Source organism: Psychrobacter sp. GP33, assembly GCF_014119005.1.
Classification (GTDB): domain Bacteria; phylum Pseudomonadota; class Gammaproteobacteria; order Pseudomonadales; family Moraxellaceae; genus Psychrobacter.
The window spans coordinates 343,954-363,691 of record NZ_JACGYX010000001.1 but is presented as its reverse complement, the minus strand read 5'-3'; the positions used below and the strand labels follow the sequence as shown (position 1 = coordinate 363,691).

Genomic DNA, 19,738 nt, shown 5'->3' with positions numbered 1-19,738 from the left:
CAGCCTTTTTTATGGCTACTCTATTCAGTTATTGTCTTGTGTACCTACGTACAATATAGGCTCAAGTAAGCGTAACAACTTTAGTGGTATTTACTGTCTTGTGCCTCAAGAGCGCGCAGCTCAGCTTGTTTACGCATCACCTCTTGTGGCGGCAGTTGCACAAAATACCCTTGCGAGTTTAGCTTGGCTATGACCTCATCTTTATCAACACGTGCCAAAGCTTTTGTAGAACTTAAATCTAAATGCATCACAAATTTACTAACGCCCAAACTAGCACGAAAGTCTTTTGGCAATACGCCTAGCCAGTCTTTAATATCATCAGTATCATTAGGATAATCAGGGCGTGCAACATAAACATACATATCATTATGTTTAGGGAATTTATAAATATCACAATGCATAAAAAAACCTATTAAAAGCTAGAAAAGAACAATAGTCAGGAAATAATACCGTGCGTTAGGAATGCTACCCACTGAATAGTAGTTGCTACACATAAAATCTTTATTATGGGCTAGATAGCCTATCATAATTTGCTTTCATATCAGTAGTGACTTTACGTAGTAGCTTTCAATACTAGCACCATATTAATTGTTGATAGATCCACGAATACTGACAAATATGACTTTTCTTAATAGTTAAAATAAACAAAACAATTATCATCAAGTTTGGGATAACTAAATTAAGCGGTAAACCTCTATTGATGAGCAGTTTAATTTTAATCTGTTTGATGACTTGTAAAACAATCGTTAACGTTTCATAATAAAAGCGTTTTTCAGGAGAGAGTTTTATAGCATGATGCAGCGCTTATTAAGCCTCGTTTATATCTGCTATAATACCACCGAAGGCGCATCTACCCTGCTAATCGCTCAGGTAAAAGGACTGAAAAACATATGCCACCTGTGTTTATTTGCTTTTTGCAATCATCAACATTAGGGCATAACAAATCTGGAGAGCGGTAAGAACAGATGATGTCTTACCCACCGAAGGGGAGAAAACTCACTGCCAAAGATTAGCTAATATAGTTATACTTTATAATTGTGCTAAATATTGTTTGGAGTGCGTTGAAAATCTCAGGTCACAGGACAGATGGGGCTTTTGCTTAAACAGACGTATGGCGTCTGTTTGGCGCACGGCTTTATTTTTTGTGGTACCCTTTATTGCAATGGCTGCACGGTGCAATTTTGCTCTTTACGCTACGAGTACTTATTGAATTTAAGTATTTACAGTATACATTCAAGGATTTGTTATGACCGATACTAATAATCAGAATAATCAAGCTCCCCAGCGCACCCCTCTTTACCAGTCTCACGTTGATAGTGAAGGTAAATTGGTCGACTTTTCTGGCTGGGAATTGCCTATTCATTATGGTTCACAAATTGATGAACATGAAGCCGTACGTACCGATGCTGGTATGTTTGACGTCTCACATATGGTCATTGTTGATATTAAAGGTACAGAAAGCAAAGCCTGGCTACAAAAACTATTAGCCAATGATGTAAATAAACTGAAAATGGTCGGTAAAGCTCTATACTCTCCTATGTTGAACGAGCAAGGTGGTATCATCGATGATTTGATCGTTTATCTATCAAATGCTGATGAAACAGAATATCGTATCGTATCTAACGCTGCCACCCGTGATAAAGACATGGCACAGTTCGAAAAAGTGGCAGAAGGATTTGATGTTACTTTAAATGAGCGTGACGATTTGGCGATGCTTGCGGTACAAGGTCCTAAAGCCGTTGAAAAACTGACTCAAGCGAAACCTAACTGGGCTGATACGCTTGAGAGCATCACTCCATTTGTTGGTGCTGACTTGACTGATATCGAAGGACCAAATTGGTTTGTCGCTCGTACAGGTTACACGGGTGAAGATGGCGTTGAAGTCATTATGCCTGCTGACGCTGCTGCTGCATTCTTCGCATTACTTAAAAAGAACGGCATCAAGCCTACTGGTCTAGGCGCTCGTGATACCTTGCGTATGGAAGCAGGTATGAATCTATATGGTCACGATATGGACGAAACCATCAGTCCTTACGACTGTAACATGGCATGGACTTTGGCACTAAAAGACGAGCGTGACTTTATTGGTCGTCAAGCGCTGGTTAATAACCGTAAACAAGCTAAAGAAAATAACACTGCAATGAAACAAGTGGGTCTATTGCTCACCAGTCGTGGCGTATTACGTGAAGGTATGGAAGTCACTATCAATCAAGGATCAGATAACGAACAAAAAGGCGTTATCACCAGTGGCACCTTTTCTCCTAGCTTAAAAAATTCTATTGCCATCGCGCGCGTTCCTGATAACGTATCTGATGATGATAACGTACAAATTGATTTACGCGGTAAAGGTAAGTTTGTTGACGTTCGTGTTCTCAAGCTACCTTTCGTACGAAACGGTAAACAGCAATTCGCTTAATTCTAATCTTGACTATAAGTAACGAATAGTATTTGATTGATGATTAATCATATTTCTGATTAATCATCAATTATAATGAGCTAGTTTTTATTTTTGACCATCCTTAAAGGAGCTTTCCATGAGCAATATTCCAGCAGAATTAAAATACGTCGCTAGCCATGAATGGTTGCGCCTAGAAGACGACGGTACTATCACGGTAGGTATCACTGAACACGCGCAAGATTTACTTGGTGACGTCGTTTTTGTTGAATTGCCAGAAGTTGGTGCTAACATTACGGTTGACGAAGAAATCGCTGTTGTTGAGTCTGTAAAAGCAGCTTCTGACGTTTATGCTCCTATCTCAGGCGAAGTTATTGCTATCAATGAAAGCCTTGAAGACGAGCCTGAAGTTATCAACTCAGACCCTTATGGTGAAGGCTGGTTATACAAAATGAAAGCAACCAATCTTGAAGACTACGAAGGTTTGCTCTCTGCTGAAGAGTACGAAAGCGAGCTATAATTTTTGCTAATATATTGATATGAATGGCATCTAAACGAACCGTCATACTTTATTATATAATATCTAATAATGCAGATATCAGCGCTTAGTTGGTATCTGCTTTTACACTATCATTAATGTGCTAAAATACTAGTGATGGCAATTGATATTTAATATCATGTAAAAGGATAGCAAATTAATATGAACCACAGTTGTTTTGCATTCTTATATTAAACATATTTTATATATTACATCATTAATCCTATGCAACACGATCAACACCTTACTTCTATCAGATTTTTTTAATTATTAGTTTGCTATTTAGTTCTGGAGTCATGTGTGAAATCAACAGATCCTCATACCAGTTATCACAATACGACTAAAAACCATCCTTCGCAGACAACTGAAGATAACGTCGATAGTAATGTCGATGTGTCTAGTAAACAGCCTATAAGAGATGAGCAAGTATTAGATGACATGGCGACACCAGTAAATACACCGCAATTACAAGCGTTTCGTCAAGTGGTTGAATCACGTCGTTCGATACGGCGCTTTACGAATACGCCCATTCCAAACGCAGTGCTTGAAGACTGCTTACGCTTGGCGATGCTGGCACCAAACTCAAGCAATTTGCAACCTTGGGAATTCTATGTTATTGACAGTGCCGATAAACGCAAATATGCCGTTAAGAATTGTATGAATCAAAATGCAGCTGAAACCGCAGCGCGATTGATTGCTGTCGTGGCACGTACTGATATCTGGCATGATCATGCTCAGCAAGTTTTGCGGGAATATCCTGATACCCCAGTACCCAAGAAAGTTAAAGACTACTACACTAAACTTGTAGCAATGGACTTTTTGCGCGGACCAATGAATGTGATTTCAGTAGCAAAATGGGGCGCAACTCAAGCCATCAGACAAGTTAAAGGGCCGATTAAATCTCCTTATTACACTTTTGATGACGTTAAAAACTGGGCGACCAATAATACATCACTTGCTGCTGAAAACCTGATGTTAGCTTTTCGCGCACACGGTTTTGATAGCTGCCCGATGGGCGGTTTTGATGAGCCTGCCATGAAGCGACTATTAAGTTTAGGTGAGAATCATCATATTGTTATGATGATTGCAGCGGGTGAGCGTGCTGATGATGGTATTTACAACTCGCAGTTCCGTTTTGATCAAGCTCAGTTCGTGCACCATATTTAAATAATATTAGATGTTTAAATCATAGCTATTTAATATACGCTAGGTTTACTTTTTATACGCTTTACTCATTTTTATAGTGAATTTTTATCTTATTTTTTGCTTGTATTATAAACCCTAACAAGGATTATTATGTCTACCTCTCAAAATCCGACCCTTGATACTTTCGAAGGTCTATTTAATGAATCTGAATTCGTTTATCGTCATCTAGGTTCTAATGATGACAAACAAGCCGACATGCTAAAAGCGATTGGTTATGATGATATGGCAAGCTTCATTAATGCTACCGTACCTGACGCCGTTCGTCTAAAAAAAGAGATTGATTTGCCATTAGCGATGAGTGAGCATACTGCGCTTGCAAAACTGCGCGAGATGGCAGATAACATCACTGTTAACAAAAGCTATATCGGTCAAGGTTACGCTCCAGTACGTATGCCTGCTGTTATTCAGCGTAACGTCCTTGAAAATCCAGGCTGGTACACCGCTTATACGCCTTACCAAGCTGAAATTGCTCAAGGTCGCCTTGAAGCCTTGCTCAACTTTCAACAAGTTTGTATCGACTTAACAGGTCTTGAGCTTGCTGGCGCATCATTACTTGACGAAGCAACTGCCGCTGCTGAAGCAATGGCAATGTCAAAGCGTATGAGCAAAAGCAAATCTGATCAATTCTTCGTTGATGAACGCGTTTATCCGCAAACACTAGACGTTATCCGTACGCGTGCCAAATATTTCGGTTGGGACGTGATCGTTGGTGATTTTGAATTAGCAAAATCTGGCGACTACTTTGGTGCCCTATTTCAATACGTTGGTTCTGAGGGCGATGTTAAAGACTTAACGGACGTTATCAGTGCCGTAAAAGAAAAGAAAACTTACACTTCAGTTGTCAGTGACATCATGAGCTTAGTGTTGCTAAAATCACCTGCCGATATGGGTGCAGACGTGGCATTAGGTAGCACACAGCGTTTTGGTATTCCAATGGGCTTTGGTGGTCCACATGCCGCCTACTTTGCATTTTCTGATAAAGCGAAGCGTTCAGCACCGGGTCGTATTATTGGTGTGTCAAAAGATTCACAAGGCAATACCGCGCTACGTATGGCACTGCAAACTCGCGAGCAGCATATCCGCCGCGAAAAAGCCAACTCTAACATTTGTACCTCTCAAGTATTACTAGCCAATCTTGCGGGTATGTATGCCGTTTATCATGGTCCAAATGGCGTAAAACGCATTGCCACTCGCATCCATGCTTTTGCTTCTGCGTTCGCTGAAGTCATCAGAACTTCGGGCGATAATAATTTAAACGTCGTTCATGACCAGTTCTTTGATAGTGTAGTAGTTGATTGTGGTTCAGAGAAACTTGCGACCCAGATTTTTGAAAACGCTGATAATGTTGGTTATAACTTATGGCGTTTGGGTGAGACTAAAATTAGCGTTGCCTTTAGTGAAACCAGTGATGAAAATGACTTTAATGTATTAACTCAATTATTCATTAATAAGTCACATGATTTACCAAAAGTGGCGACTGTTTCACTTGATGCGGCACATTTACGTACTGATGCTATTTTAACGCATCCTGTATTTAACTCGCACCATACCGAACATGAAATGCTACGTTATTTAAAGTCGCTTGAAGATAAAGACTTGGCGATGAACCGTAGTATGATTGCTCTCGGTAGCTGTACTATGAAGCTAAATGCGACCAGTGAGATGTTACCTATCACGTGGCCTGAGTTTGCTAACGTGCATCCTTTTGCACCCGTTGACCAAGTATCTGGTTATATTGAGATGATTGACGGCTTACAAGAACAATTGAAAGCCATTACTGGTTTTGATGATGTTTCTATGCAGCCTAACTCTGGCGCTTCTGGTGAATATGCGGGTATTCTTGCTATCCGTCGTTATCATGAGTCATTGGGCGAGACGAATCGTGATGTCTGCTTAATTCCGCAGTCTGCGCATGGTACCAACCCTGCTACAGCCATGATGATGGGCATGAAAGTGGTTGTCGTTAAAACCGATGACAATGGTAACGTTGATATCGCTGATTTGACCGCTAAATGTGAAGAGCATAGCGACAATCTTGGCGCATTGATGATTACTTATCCATCAACGCATGGTGTATTCGAAGAAGGTATTCGTGATATCTGTGATCTGATCCATAAGCACGGTGGTCAGGTGTATATGGATGGCGCGAACATGAACGCACAGGTTGCGATCATGCAACCCGCTGACGTGGGCGCAGACGTACTGCACATGAACTTGCATAAAACTTTCTGTATTCCACATGGCGGCGGTGGTCCAGGTATGGGTCCTATCGGTATGCAGGCGCATTTGGCACCGTTTATGGCAAATCATAAGCTATTCCCAGTGCATAATGCTCAAAAAGATTGTTCAGCAGTATCAGCCGCTCCTTATGGTTCAGCAAGTATCTTACCAATCTCATGGATGTATATCGCCATGATGGGTCGTGATGGTCTGCTTGAGTCAACCAATCTTGCATTATTGAATGCCAACTATGTTGCTGCCAAACTTAAAGACGACTACCCTGTTCTTTACACTGGTAAAAATGGTCAAGTGGCGCACGAATGTATCATCGATATTCGACCTCTAAAAGAAGAGACGGGTATCAGCGAAACTGATATTGCCAAACGATTAATGGATTATGGCTTCCACGCGCCAACCATGAGTTTTCCAGTAGCCGGTACTTTGATGATTGAGCCAACTGAATCTGAGTCAAAAGAAGAGATTGATCGCTTTATCGATGCGCTCAAATCTATCAGAGCTGAAGCTTTAAAAGCGAAAGCTGGTACAGATGGCTGGTCGCTAGAGAACAATCCATTGGTTAATGCACCGCATACTGCTGCGATGATTACTGATGGCGAATGGGCGTATCCATACAGCCGCGAAACGGCCGCCTTCCCATTAGCGTATATTCGCAAAAACAAGTTCTGGCCAAGTGTGGCGCGTGTGGATGATGTTTACGGTGATAAGAACTTAATGTGTTCTTGCCCAAGTATCGAAAACTACATGTAGGTTTTAGTAAATATAATCTTCAGTAATTATGGCATTTGCTATGAGATAGAAGTTTATTTTAACGATACTCACTTAATGTTAAAAACCGCCAAGTCAGCTGCTGATTTGGCGGTTTTTTATTACTCATGACTCTTAAAACCTCATGCTACAATTAACTAAAATAAATTTCTGGTTTATCTTATGCAGCAACAAAACTCAGTTATTCTGCTTCACGGTTTGCATCATGCGCCTTTTATAATGCGTCCATTAGCCAAACGCTTGCAGGTACAAGGATTTGATACGTATCAATATGGCTACCGTAGTTTAAGAGACAGCATTAAGGTGAGCAGTGCAAGCCTAAATAATTGGCTTGAGCGCTATCATCACCCTGAACAGCCAATAGATTTAGTGGGTCATAGTTTAGGCGGACTAATTATTCGGGATTTTCTTGTTAGTTATCCGCAATGGCAGATTGGACGTTGCGTCACGCTGGGAACGCCGCATTTGGGCAGTGTTTGTGCTGATTATATGTGGCGACTTGCTCCTGCTATCGTGGGGCAATCCTATATCGATGCCTTAGATGGGACGGTTGCGCCATTACCTGAGCATATCATTATGGGCGTGATTGCTGGCAATCATCCTTTTGGTTTGGGGCAATTGGTTTTGGGCTACCATAATCGCAAGCTGCGCCTGCAAAACAGCCCTCTACCTGATGAATATCTGACGCATGACGGCACAGTGTATCTAAGGGAGACTAAGCTTGAAACTGCCACTGACCATTTAATTATGCCAGTATCGCATACTGGTATGTTGGTCGATCCGGCAGTTGCTGAGCAGACAGGATATTTTTTAAGTAATGGCAAATTTAAACGTTAATGCCCATACCTTGTTGCAGTTCTTTTTTATGGGCTTCAATCACGGGAATTAAGGTTTGAGTAACCCACTCATAACGCCACCCTTGTAATCCTTGGGGTAAAGCCGATAGACCTTGATCAAAAGCAATCACTTCATATAACTGACCGAGCCACTTCTTACGCATAAGCACATTTTCGGGCACATCTATTTGCTTGGCATGTTCAGTAATGATACCTTCAACCGCTTTTGATAAAACTTTGTTTTTTGAGCGATAAGGCGGCAATAGACAAGGCGGATATTCAGCAGACGACAGTATTTTTGCCTTATTAATCACCGCCATTAATTCTTCACCATACAATCGTAGCATACTGCGATGCATGGTTGTTTTATGAGCAAGCTCACGCATATTACTTGGTTTTTCAGTGATAATCTCACGTACCGCTTGCTTTTTAATCACAAAAGTACGCGGTTGGTTAGTAGAACGTGCCAGCGCTTCACGCCATGTTGCCACTGCTTGTAATATTGCCATCTGCTCTGAAGTATAACGATAGTCTGCCATCGTCAAGTACATATCTTCATCTTCGACATTCTGAGCTTTATACAACTCATGAGCATAAAGCTGGCAGTCCTCCCACACATAATCGTACAGCCCTTGCGACTTAAGCTCGTATTCAATACTTAAATACAATGCTGGTAAAAAGCGCACATCATCAATGGCGTATTGCTCTTGCTCGTCTGACAATGGGCGTCTAAGCCAATCAGACTGACTGTGCTCTTTATCAATATGCATATCTAATTGATCATCAAGTGCCTGCTGATAACCCATTTGTAATTGTCCAGTCAAATAAGACAGGGCAATTTGCGTATCAAAGATATTAGTCAGTGGAGGACAACCTGATAGTAAGTAAAAAATACCTAAGTCTTCACCACAAGCGTGCCAAATAGCCACATCAACTTTGATTAATGCTTGCCAAAGTTCGGTTAATTGTAGCTTTGGCGCATCTAGCAAATAGATATGATCACCCGTATTCAACTGTACCAGCGCCAACCGTGGATAATATGTATCACGTTTAATAAATTCAGTATCTAACGCCACACGCCCGCAACCTTCCAAAGCATTGATAACTTCATCAAGCTGATATTGCTCTCTTATCCACGTTACTGGCACTTCATCTGCCACATCTAGCAGCACATCAATATTTGGCTCTGCTGGCATAAAAGAGTGATTATCAGTACTGATTGACACAGACGGCTGGTTGGCGGTAAGAATGGGATTACAATGGTCAGACACGGGGCAAATACCTGCATAAATAAAAAGATGAGAAACGCTAAAAATGACTCAATAACAGTAGCTATTATTCTTCATCAATCAGCGCTAAAAAATGATAAGTAGTCAACAATTTTAGGAAATAAAAAATGCTAAGAGATTAATTATAGCAATGTCAGAGTATAAAATGGCAAACCGTTATTTACTATAAAAACTGAACTTTTATAAAAATGACCGGTTCTGCAATGCTTGCCCTAAAGTCATACTATCAAGGTATTCAAGCTCGCCGCCCATGGGTACACCTTGTGCCAGACGGGTAACTTTATTGACATGCCGACTCACAGCTTCACTAATAAAATGTGCAGTCGTCTGCCCTTCAACTGTTGTTCCAGTTGCCAGTATCAGCTCCTCAACGGGCTCTTGCTTAACTCGCCAGACCAGCTGCGCAATGTTTAAATCATCTGCACTAATACCATCAATTGGTGATAGGTGACCACCTAGCACAAAATAGCGACCACGGTAACCTGCGGTCTGCTCAATCGCCATCACATCAGCGGCGGTCTCAACCACGCACAATAAGTTGTCGTCACGCCTTGGGTCTTGGCATAATGGACAGATACTATGATCACTAAAGCTATGACAGCGCTGGCATTCGACGATATCGCGCATCGCTTCATCAAGGGCTTGGGCAAGTGCCATGCCTTGTGGGCGTTTTTTGGTGAGTAAATGAAGTGCCATACGTTGGGCGCTCTTTTGACCAACACCCGGTAAAATACGCAGCTGTTTGACGAGCTGATCAAATTTGGCTGTAAGCAAAATAACTTCCTTTATAGGTAGTATAATTTTTAGATTGTATGAAAAAGTAAGCAGTAAAATCTAAAATTGTACCTATAAAAATGGGGTCATATCCTATAGATAACAACCCCATTTTTTACGTCAATATGTCATGCTTATTATAAATTAAGGGTTAGAATAAACCTTGCATACCTGGTGGCAGACCCATTCCTGAAGTCGCGCCAGCCATGGTTTGTTCATATAATTCATCAGCTTGACGTACTGCATCATTGATTGCCGCAGCAATTAAATCTTCAATCATATCCGGCTCATCTTCTAATAAGCTTGGATCGATACTTAAACGCTTAACCACATGGCGACCTGTCATAGTGACTTTGACTAAACCACTTCCTGATTCTGCGTGTACTTCTTTATTAGCCAAATCTTTTTTTGCCGTCTCAACATTGGCTTCAACTTTCTTCTGCATGGTTTGTGCTTGTTGCATCAAGGCTTGAATATTCATAATTGTCTCTTATAAGGAAGTTAAAATATAAAAATAATACAGTAAAAATCAATAATATTAAGTATAAAATAAAAATACTATTCGTGATTATACCGATAACTTTACAAGCTGTCTAAACCGCGTGCCAAATCTTTGATAATATCTTCTACATCTTCTAAACCAATCGACAAACGGATGAGACCGTCTTCAACACCAGCCTGAGCTCGTTCTTGCGGCGTTAAGCGGAAATGAGTCGTGGTTGCTGGATGCGTAATAGTCGTTTTCGCATCGCCTAAGTTATTAGTGATAGAAACCATACGCGTAGCATCTATGACGTGCCAAGCCGCAGATTTTGGATCGTGATCACCTTTGCCTTTGACTTCGAAACCCATAATTGCCCCAAAGCCGTCCTTCATATGGTGCTGACGCTTGGTCAATTCATGCGACGGATGGTCGGTCAATCCTGAGAAATGGACTTTACTAACATTAGGATGATTAACTAAAAACTGCGCAACTTGATTGGCATTATTACAATGAGCTTGCATACGCAATTTGAGCGTCTCAAGCCCCTTGGTAAACACCCATGCATTAAACGGACTCATACTGATACCGCCTGAGCGCACAACTGTAAACGCCTCTTGCATAAGCTTATCATTACCAACCAACGCCCCACCAAGCACCCGACCCTGACCATCTAAATATTTGGTTGCAGAATGAATCACGATATCCGCGCCCAAATCTAATGGACGCTGGAGCGCTGGCGTACCGAAGCAATTATCTACCACCAATAAAATATCGTTGGCTTTACACAACTGACTTAAAAAACCAATATCACAAATCTGCGCGAGTGGATTGCTAGGGCTTTCGCAGTAAATTACTTTGGTATTCGGCTGCACAGCATTTGCCCATGCGTCATTGTCAAAGCAATCCACATAGCTGACCTCAACCCCATACTTTGCCATATAGTTATTAAACAAACCAATCGATGAACCGAATAATTGGTTTGCGGCCAATAAATGATCACCAGCTTTGAGATAAGCTAAGCACATGGTCAAAATCGCACCCATTCCAGACGCAGTCGCTACTGCACGCTCGCCATTTTCTAGCGCAGCTAGACGGCGCTCAAAGGTACGTACGCTTGGATTGGTATGACGGGAATAGACATTACCCGTTTTAGTTCCATCAAAGTGAGCAGCTGCATCAGCAGCTGAGTTATAAACATACGAGCTAGTAGTAAAGATCGGCTCAGAATGCTCGCCCTCATCGGTACGGTGTTGCCCTGCACGAACAGCAATGGTTTGCATGCCATAATCGAGTCCTAAATCTAGCGTATCAGAACGCCAATTTGCATCCAATCCGCTACCTATATTATTATCTTCCTTCACATTCGACTGACTCATGACGATTCCATTGTTATTAGTAATATATTATTAACGATATTAAATGACTATTAATAAATTTTTTTATAAAAGACGATTAGTAAGAATTATTAATTTCTTATGAAAGCTAATCTACTTCTTTAACTTAGATGATGATATCACGCTCTATTCTTTCCGACACCTGCTAACCATTCCTTTTAATTGATATTATAAAGTTAAATTAAGAGTGGGCAAAGGTCTAGAATAAATTTAAAACTAAGAAAAATAACGTATTTTTAATAGGCAGATTTCATTACACCTGATAAGCTTACCACCCGATACCAGTCCCTATATTACTCATTAGCACTTAACACTGCTTTTTATTACCGCTACTGTTCACTACCTATTTTTTATACCACTATTATAAAGATATAAAGAAAAATAGTGAAGCTGCTCAACTATCAACACTCATGTGCCCCATTATTGTACGCCTATTTTAGATGGTTTTTACGATAGAGTATTTTTTCTACTGTAGACCCCCATCAAGCTTATAAAGGTCATCCCCACTTATGTCGATGTTAAATCTAGACTCAAGCAGCTTATCGATAAGTTTGACACTTGGGTTAGCTTTAAGCTTAACTGCCTGTCAAGTGCTACCCAAACAGCCGCATTTACCTGCCAGCCAGCAGCTCTCAGCGCGGGTAAATGACTTGTACCAGCAAGACAATGTTAAGCTTGTACAGCGCGCGACTACCCAAACTAAAAATATCAAAAATACTGAAAATAGTAAGCCATCAAAAATGGATCTCGTGACTGCAATTAGTGCACAAAATGAGATTCATCCTGACTTATCCGGTTATCATCCCATTGTCACAGGGGCAAATGCATTTGCTTCACGCAGTATTTTAGCTGGCATGGCATCTGGTAATATCGATGCGCAATACTATATTTGGCATGATGACCAAGCAGGACAACTATTATTAAAAGATTTATGGGACGCGGCTGAGCGCGGGGTGATTGTTCGCTTACTATTGGATGATTTTAATAACAGTGCCGCGTTTGATCAGCATTTATTGCGTTTCTCCAGTCACCCTAATATTGCCGTGCGCATTATTAACCCTTTAATGCACCGCAAATTTCAAGCGCTAAACTTTGTAACTGGGCTACCGCGTATCAATCGGCGTATGCATAATAAAAGCATGACCTTTGATAAACAAATTACCATTATTGGTGGACGTAATATTGGTGATGAGTACCTCAGCAATAGTCAAAACAGTCAATTTGCCGATTTAGATGTATTACTGATTGGTAAAGTAGTGGCAGATATCGACAACAGTTTTAATAGTTATTGGTCAGCGCCCATCTCTTTTGATATTGAAACGCTGGCAACGCTGAATAAAGGCGAAACAACAGACTTTTTAAAAGGTTTGGATAAGTTATATGAAAACGAAAAAAATAATACGCGTAGCAGCTTAACGGTGTATAAAGAAGCGATTGAAGACTCCTCAATTGATTCTGACTTGCTGAATAGACGCGTACCGTTTCGCTGGACAGATATGCAGTTTTTAAGTGATGACGTGGGCAAACTGACTAAAAATGTCCCTGCACAAACCAATTTAGTGCAGCAGCTGCGCACTCTTTTGGGCACACCAACCAAACAGTTAACCATTATCTCATCCTATTTTGTGCCAACCAATGATGGGGTCAATACATTAGTGAAGCTGGCAAACTCTGGGGTTGAAATTAAAATTTTAACCAACTCCTTTGACGCCACTGACGTGACCGCCGTACATTCCGGTTACAGTCAATGGCGACCAAAAATGCTGCGTGCTGGTATCAAAATTTATGAGTTAAAATCGACAGCAAGCGAAGAAAAACGTGAGAATAAACTGTGGAAAGCACGCAGTCAATCTTCTACCAGCTTACATGCTAAGACCTTTGCCGTTGATGACAATCAAGTCTTTGTTGGCTCATATAACGTTGACCCCCGTTCTGCTAATATCAATACAGAAATGGGTGTCATTATTAATGACAATGAACTCGCCCAGCAGCTGCATGAAGCGCTCAGTGAGGATTTGCTAAATCAGGCTTATGAGGTCAAGCTGGTTGATAATGACAAGCTACAGTGGCATACAGTTGAATATGGTAAAAAGGTTGTTTACGATAGCGAGCCCCGCGTTGATGTCGTTGATCATGTTTGGCTGACCATCATGTCATGGCTACCGATTGACTGGCTGCTTTAAACGTTTATGTTTATCCCATTCTCAATTTTTAAAATATTTTCTCTTAGTTGTTTTTCCTTAATTGTTCTTTCTTAATTATGCGGTAAACCATCTTGGTAACTGGATTATTTACCGCTTTTTATGGCGCGTGATTGTCTCAGGTTTAGTGTTCAAACTTTAAGTTTCAAGCTTTAATTTTTAAATTTTTTACTTAAAATCTTGTCTTTACCTGCTGACTGACTACAACTGTCGCCATATCAATATGTGTATAAGTGATTTTCTATGCCTGCCCGTCCTCAATATGAACTGATGTCCTCAAAAGACAAGAATATGGTAATGTTTGTCTGCTTTAGTAGCGCCGTCATGTTTTTTGATTTTTTGATTTATTTATATATGGCAGATATTGTCTCTACTACCTTTTTACCAGATACTATCGATCCAAAATTTGCCCGGCTTCAAGGGCTTGGGTTGTTCGCGATTGGCTATTTAGCTCGTCCATTGGGCGGTATTTTGTTTGGGCGTTATGGTGATATTAAAGGTCGTAAACCAGTACTGCTATTCAGTATGTTAGCAACCATGCTATCGGTACTGGCGATGGCATGTTTGCCGACTTATGCGCAATGGGGCTGGGTCGCGCCTGCACTATTTATTGCGCTGCGACTGATACAAGGTATGGCGTTTGGCGTCTATGTGCCGCTAGCATGGATATTTATTGCAGAACATGTGCCACGCCAATATCTCTCGCTGGGATGTAGCTACGTAACCGCAAGCTTTTATGTGGGTGTATTATTTTCTAACGCTTTTTTTATCTGGCTGATCAGCTCCATGACACCTGACCAGCTGATGAATAATGGCTGGCGTTTGCCGTTCTTTATCGCAGCAATACTCAGTTGCCTGCCTTTATTAACATGGCGCTTGGTAAAAGAATCACCATTTTTTACTGATTTAACGTCCCGTAAGCCAGATAAATATACTAATAAACCCTTTACGTTATTATTTAAACACTGCCGGCAATCTATCTTTATCGGCTTAATGCTGACGTTGATTATCTCGAGTATCACCACAGTCATTATTTTATTATTGCCTGATTTAATGGAGCTACGCTTTAGCGTCGATAATGATTTATTTAGTTTCGCCCATAGCCTTGGCATTGTATTTATGATTTTTGGCTGTATTTTTTATGGATTGGTGTCCAATTATCAAAATTTTGGTAAAATTCTCATCATTGGCTCTCTATTACTGATAGGACAGATGTTTGCTTTTTACTATCATCTACAGTCTGGTGGCGAATATATTTTAATTATGTATGCCTTATTAGGGTTTTTTGCCGGTATTATCGGTATGGTTCCTGCAATTTTTGTATTGCTATTTCCAACCAATATTCGTCTAACGGGTATCGCCTTCTCTTATAATGTGATGTATGGCATTGTCGGTGGATTGGTGCCTTTTGGGCTTGCTTATGCAACTTTATATATTAGCTTTTCTCCAGCATTGTATATTGCGTTTATTGGCTTTATTGGCGTAATAATGGGACTGTATTTCTATCATTTGCCAGAATTTAAAAAGATAGATACGGTCATCTAAGTTGAGTGATTCTGCAGTATTAAAGGTGCGATAATAGTAAGACTTAGTTCTACTCACATCAAACTAATTATCTGAATAATACTACGCGTTAACAAAGGCTATAAATAATGACGATTAATATGACTCATAAACGGCTATCGGTCGCGCCGATGATTGACTGGACGACGACTGATTATCGTTATTTTGCACGGTTATTTAATCCGCAGGTTTATTTATATACAGAAATGATTAGCACTGGTGCGCTGTTATATGGTAATCGTGCCCGTCATTTGCGCTTTGATACGAGCGAGCATCCGATTGTGTTGCAATTGGGCGGTGCTGATATTAATGAGATGACTCAATGTGCCGAATTTGCTCAGCAACATGGCTATGATGAGGTTAATATTAATGTTGGTTGCCCGTCTGATCGGGTGCAGCACAATAAAATCGGTGCCTGTTTAATGGCAGAGCCGGCGACCGTTGCTGACTTAGTCAAGCACATGCAAGCTGCGGTTGATATTCCAATAACGGTCAAACATCGTATTGGTATTGATGATTTTGACAGCTACGAGTTTATGAGTGACTTTGTGCAAACAGTAGCGACGGCAGGCTGTACCCGTTTTATTGTTCATGCGCGAACAGCATGGCTACAAGGTTTGAGTCCCAAACAAAATCGCGAAATTCCGCCGCTACGCTATGACGATGTGTATCGCTTAAAACAGGATTTTCCTGAGCTTACCATTGAGATCAATGGTGGTATTGAGTCGATAGCAGACATTCAAGCTCACTTGCAGCATATCGATGGGGTGATGATTGGTCGAGCGTTTTATCACAACCCGTATCTGCTGGCAGAAGCCAATATCTTATGGGGACAGCCGATTCCAAAACGCTCAGATATCATAGCGCAGTTGTATCCAAAGCTTCGTGCGCAAGCGGCGCAAGGCGAATCTTTATCAACGATGACCCGGCACTATTTAGGGCTGTTCCAAGGCTTAACTGGAGCGCGCAAATGGCGACAATCGCTTAGTGGCAAACCGCATTTAACCATTGAAGATATTGAACGCGCAGCGGACGAAGTATTGCAATCGAACCCTGATGCCTAGTGGCAGGGTTTAATTGTAGAATTAAGCAACTTGTATTAAGTACTGCCCCATTGCTACGCCATTATTAATAATATGCAGCAAAATGGGCAGTAATACTGAGCCTGACTTGATACGCGCGTAGCAGAATATCAATGCCAATAGCATAATGGTCGTGATTTCATACAGTCCATATTGCAAGTGAATAACCGCAAAAATAATACTGGTCACAATGCTAGCAATAACTGCGCCGCGCGGCGTAGAGAACTGCTCACTAATCGCTGACCATAACAAGCCACGAAATACTAACTCTTCATATATTGGCGCGACAATCACCATCGCAATAACCAGTAACCATACCGAATCTACTGACTGATAAAGCGGATCCACAAAATCAAGTGGCGTTCTATCCATCCAATTCGTCAATACCTGACTGCCAAGCATGAATATCACAAGGATGCCAATCATGGCTCCTGCTGTGACCCATGAAAAAGGCGTAAGTGCGAGATAATGACGGATGTCTCCACCTTTGGCTCGTATTATTGCCATAATTAGAAGCGTTAATAATACCCAACTGATCAAAATAGAGGCACTGACGATAGTGCCATCTGCGCTACCTAAAAAGAAAGTATTATCTACTGTTAATGTGTCTACTGCTGGCAATAACATACTACTAGCAAGATAAATGCCTATCAACTGACTGACAAAAAACGCGATTACCATCCCCAAAACCAGAACTGGAACACCAAAACGTGAGAATAATGGGCGCGACGCCAATAGTGGTGCGCCTATTATGGATAACGGCTTAGCATCATTGATCATATTGTGAGGCTCAGAATAATAGCAAAAGGCATCTTATTGACACAAATAACATAGCGATTAGGCTTAGCCGTTATAACTGCTGAGCAATAAGGGTCAAAACACGTGCCGATACCGATTCAGGGTACTCGAGCGGAAACATATGACCGCCCTCATGGGTCTCATATGGAATACCCAAACGCGCATTAATTTGTTGTGGAAAACGCTGCTTAAAAAACACACTGTCTTGACCAATTATTAGCGTGACTGGCACTTTTGGCGCACGATTTGGGGTCAGCCAGTACCAAGACGGATTGCTGCGAAAAATAGCCACCTCATTCACTTTTGGAATTGCTAGCGTTACCTTACCATCCGCACGCTCATGTAAACCATGCTTAACATAACCTTCAAAACTACGCTCATCAAAATGCTTAAAAAAGCCTTTGTGACGCAACTTATCGTAAGCGTCTTGCCGACTGTTCCACACATCACGGCGATATTTGGATATACCAGAAGGCGACAACTTATCCATACAGCGATGATTCATAAACGGCAGGCGATCGGCAGTTTTTGCCAGATGCCATAGCAAACTGGTTTTACCATAAATCCATGGCGGATCAAGCAGTACCGCTTGGCTAAAGCGCTCAGGGATACGATAAAGCGTCTGTAAAGTACACATCGCTCCCAGTGAATGTCCAACTGCTACCACTTGCGCAACCCCATGCTGCTGACAAGTACGCTCGACACTATTCACAATCTGTTGGGTCAAGCTGCGCCAGTGATTATCCACTGGATAATTAGGGTCACCGCCTAGCATAGATACATATTCAATGGTGAAAAATTCTGCTAAACGGGCAAAAAATGCCTGATATATTGGACTTGGCATGCCATTAGCATGAGCAAAATGTATCACTGGCTTTTGCGTTATTTGGGAGACAGGCAACGACGCAAAGGTCTGCGCATTGATCACACTCATGACTTACTCTCTTTGGTATTAATGGATTATTGTGGAAAATTAGTAGATAGTAAACCAGCAAAACTGAGCCGTTATGCATGGCTCAGTTTTGTTAACCGTTAGGTCAGGCAGTTGCTGAATAAAACATTCTATATAAAACTCTGCTACTAACGCATTTTTGCAGTGCCGTCTTCTTGCGGTAAGACGTCCAGATTGACACTTGAGCCAATCCCTGCGCCCATTTTCACAGCAAAGCGGTCCATAAAGAACTGGAAGGGATCTCTTGGCGTATAGTTCACTGTGCTTTTCAGTTTAAGCTGTTTCTCTAGACTTGAGATACTTCCTGTCTTATCAGCTAAACCTAGAGCAATAGATTGCTCACCTGTCCAAAACAATCCTGAGAATAGTTTGTTTGCTTCAGGATCTTTGAGACGACTGCCGCGACCTTCCTTAACTGCATTGATAAAGTGCTTGTGGGTATTGGCAAGCACCTTTTCTACGTGTTGCTCTTCATAATCAGTAAGCGGACGCGACAGGCTTAAGATATCTTTATACTCGCCTGCGGTAATGGTGCGATCTTTTATGCCTACTTTATCCATCAGTCCTTCGATATTATAGCTTGGCATAATAACGCCAATAGATCCGACCAAACTCGAAGGATTGACATAAATCTCATCGGCAGCAGAGGCGATATAATACGCACCCGATGCACCGATATCACCGATTACGGCATATAACTTTTTATTCGGATATTTTTTACGCAAGTCCACCATGGTTTGCCAAATTTCATCCGACTGTACAGGCGAGCCACCGGGTGAGTTGATATCTAGCGCCACTGCTTTAGAATTGCTATTTTCAAAGGCACGCGTTAACGCATCACTCACGTCATACGCATTGGCTTTATCATCATTACTGATAGTACCTTGTAATTCCACTACGGCTAAATGTGGCTTGCTGGTATCCATTCCTTCCAACCCTGTCGGTGCTTTGGTGCTACAGCCGCGTCCGATAGTCAAAAAGAGTAATAAGATATAGCCAAAAGTCAGTAGCTTAAAAAAGATACTCCAACGCCGAGCACGGCGCTGCTCTACCACACTGGCTAATAAGGTATTTTCAATCAGTCGCCATTCTTGTCCAGTTGGCTGGCTTGGCGGCTGGTGCATGGGAGCTGGCTGGTTCGACGAGTTGTCAGAGCGTTTATTAGGGTCTGGCGGCCAGTTGGACATAGTACTTCCTAAGTTAGAAACGGTATCGTTAGA

The 19,738-nt window shown here is 41.4% G+C and carries 16 protein-coding genes and 2 riboswitches; of the genes, 8 read left to right on the top strand and 8 right to left on the bottom strand.

Annotation, left to right across the window (positions count from 1 at the left end):
• Positions 1-80: 80 nt before the first annotated feature.
• Positions 81-401 (bottom strand): YcgL domain-containing protein, encoded by a 321-nt coding sequence (locus tag H2245_RS01580; protein ID WP_182405330.1) that lies wholly within the window; start codon positions 399-401, stop codon positions 81-83.
• 362 nt (positions 402-763) lie between these two features.
• A riboswitch (glycine riboswitch) is annotated at positions 764-892 on the top strand.
• Between the two features lie 43 nt (positions 893-935).
• Positions 936-1,096: riboswitch (glycine riboswitch) on the top strand.
• A gap of 150 nt (positions 1,097-1,246) precedes the next feature.
• Here H2245_RS01580 and gcvT point away from each other — a divergent pair.
• From gcvT to H2245_RS01555, 5 genes are all read left to right on the top strand, one after another.
• Entirely contained in the window at positions 1,247-2,416 is a 1,170-nt protein-coding gene (gene gcvT / locus H2245_RS01575; RefSeq protein WP_182405328.1) for a glycine cleavage system aminomethyltransferase GcvT, read from the top strand.
• 118 nt (positions 2,417-2,534) lie between these two features.
• Positions 2,535-2,915: a glycine cleavage system protein GcvH gene (gene gcvH, locus H2245_RS01570; protein ID WP_182405326.1), complete on the top strand. Its 381-nt coding sequence runs from the start codon at positions 2,535-2,537 to the stop codon at positions 2,913-2,915.
• A gap of 456 nt (positions 2,916-3,371) precedes the next feature.
• The gene (locus H2245_RS01565; protein ID WP_182405668.1) at positions 3,372-4,100 is read left to right on the top strand and encodes a nitroreductase family protein; all 729 of its coding nucleotides are present in this window, start codon (positions 3,372-3,374) and stop codon (positions 4,098-4,100) included.
• A gap of 129 nt (positions 4,101-4,229) precedes the next feature.
• A complete protein-coding gene (gcvP, locus tag H2245_RS01560; RefSeq protein WP_182405324.1) occupies positions 4,230-7,127 on the top strand; it encodes an aminomethyl-transferring glycine dehydrogenase in 2,898 nt (965 codons plus the stop codon).
• Between the two features lie 180 nt (positions 7,128-7,307).
• Entirely contained in the window at positions 7,308-7,982 is a 675-nt protein-coding gene (locus tag H2245_RS01555) for a triacylglycerol lipase (protein WP_182405322.1), read from the top strand.
• Here the strand turns inward: H2245_RS01555 and H2245_RS01550 are convergent.
• The 4 genes from H2245_RS01550 to H2245_RS01535 form a co-directional block, all read right to left on the bottom strand.
• Complete coding sequence (locus H2245_RS01550; protein ID WP_310734110.1) at positions 7,972-9,252, bottom strand: HRDC domain-containing protein; 1,281 nt, start codon at positions 9,250-9,252, stop codon at positions 7,972-7,974. The two genes, H2245_RS01555 and H2245_RS01550, sit on opposite strands and share 11 nt — an antisense overlap.
• A 198-nt stretch (positions 9,253-9,450) precedes the next feature.
• Positions 9,451-10,044, bottom strand: a complete 594-nt coding sequence (recR, locus tag H2245_RS01545; protein WP_182405320.1) for a recombination mediator RecR — start codon at positions 10,042-10,044, stop codon at positions 9,451-9,453.
• 151 nt (positions 10,045-10,195) lie between these two features.
• On the bottom strand, positions 10,196-10,525 hold the full coding sequence (locus tag H2245_RS01540; protein ID WP_182405318.1) for a YbaB/EbfC family nucleoid-associated protein: 330 nt from the start codon (positions 10,523-10,525) through the stop codon (positions 10,196-10,198).
• 101 nt (positions 10,526-10,626) lie between these two features.
• On the bottom strand, positions 10,627-11,904 hold the full coding sequence (locus H2245_RS01535) for an O-succinylhomoserine sulfhydrylase (RefSeq protein WP_182405316.1): 1,278 nt from the start codon (positions 11,902-11,904) through the stop codon (positions 10,627-10,629).
• Positions 11,905-12,437: 533 nt separating this feature from the next.
• Between H2245_RS01535 and H2245_RS01530 the strand changes: the two genes are divergently transcribed.
• The 3 genes from H2245_RS01530 to dusA all read left to right on the top strand — a co-directional run bounded on the left by H2245_RS01530 (position 12,438) and on the right by dusA (position 16,750).
• Positions 12,438-14,105 (top strand): phospholipase D family protein, encoded by a 1,668-nt coding sequence (locus H2245_RS01530; RefSeq protein ID WP_404944644.1) that lies wholly within the window; start codon positions 12,438-12,440, stop codon positions 14,103-14,105.
• Between the two features lie 261 nt (positions 14,106-14,366).
• Positions 14,367-15,668: an MFS transporter gene (locus H2245_RS01525; protein WP_182405312.1), complete on the top strand. Its 1,302-nt coding sequence runs from the start codon at positions 14,367-14,369 to the stop codon at positions 15,666-15,668.
• Between the two features lie 107 nt (positions 15,669-15,775).
• On the top strand, positions 15,776-16,750 hold the full coding sequence (dusA, locus tag H2245_RS01520) for a tRNA dihydrouridine(20/20a) synthase DusA (protein WP_259365031.1): 975 nt from the start codon (positions 15,776-15,778) through the stop codon (positions 16,748-16,750).
• A gap of 21 nt (positions 16,751-16,771) precedes the next feature.
• Here dusA and H2245_RS01515 read toward each other — a convergent pair whose 3' ends face one another.
• From H2245_RS01515 to sppA, 3 genes are all read right to left on the bottom strand, one after another.
• Positions 16,772-17,548, bottom strand: coding sequence for a CPBP family intramembrane glutamic endopeptidase (locus H2245_RS01515; protein WP_259365030.1), 777 nt, complete (start codon positions 17,546-17,548; stop codon positions 16,772-16,774).
• Between the two features lie 70 nt (positions 17,549-17,618).
• A complete protein-coding gene (locus H2245_RS01510) occupies positions 17,619-18,500 on the bottom strand; it encodes an alpha/beta fold hydrolase (RefSeq protein WP_182405310.1) in 882 nt (293 codons plus the stop codon).
• 146 nt (positions 18,501-18,646) lie between these two features.
• Entirely contained in the window at positions 18,647-19,705 is a 1,059-nt protein-coding gene (gene sppA / locus H2245_RS01505) for a signal peptide peptidase SppA (RefSeq protein ID WP_182405308.1), read from the bottom strand.
• Positions 19,706-19,738 lie beyond the last annotated feature (33 nt).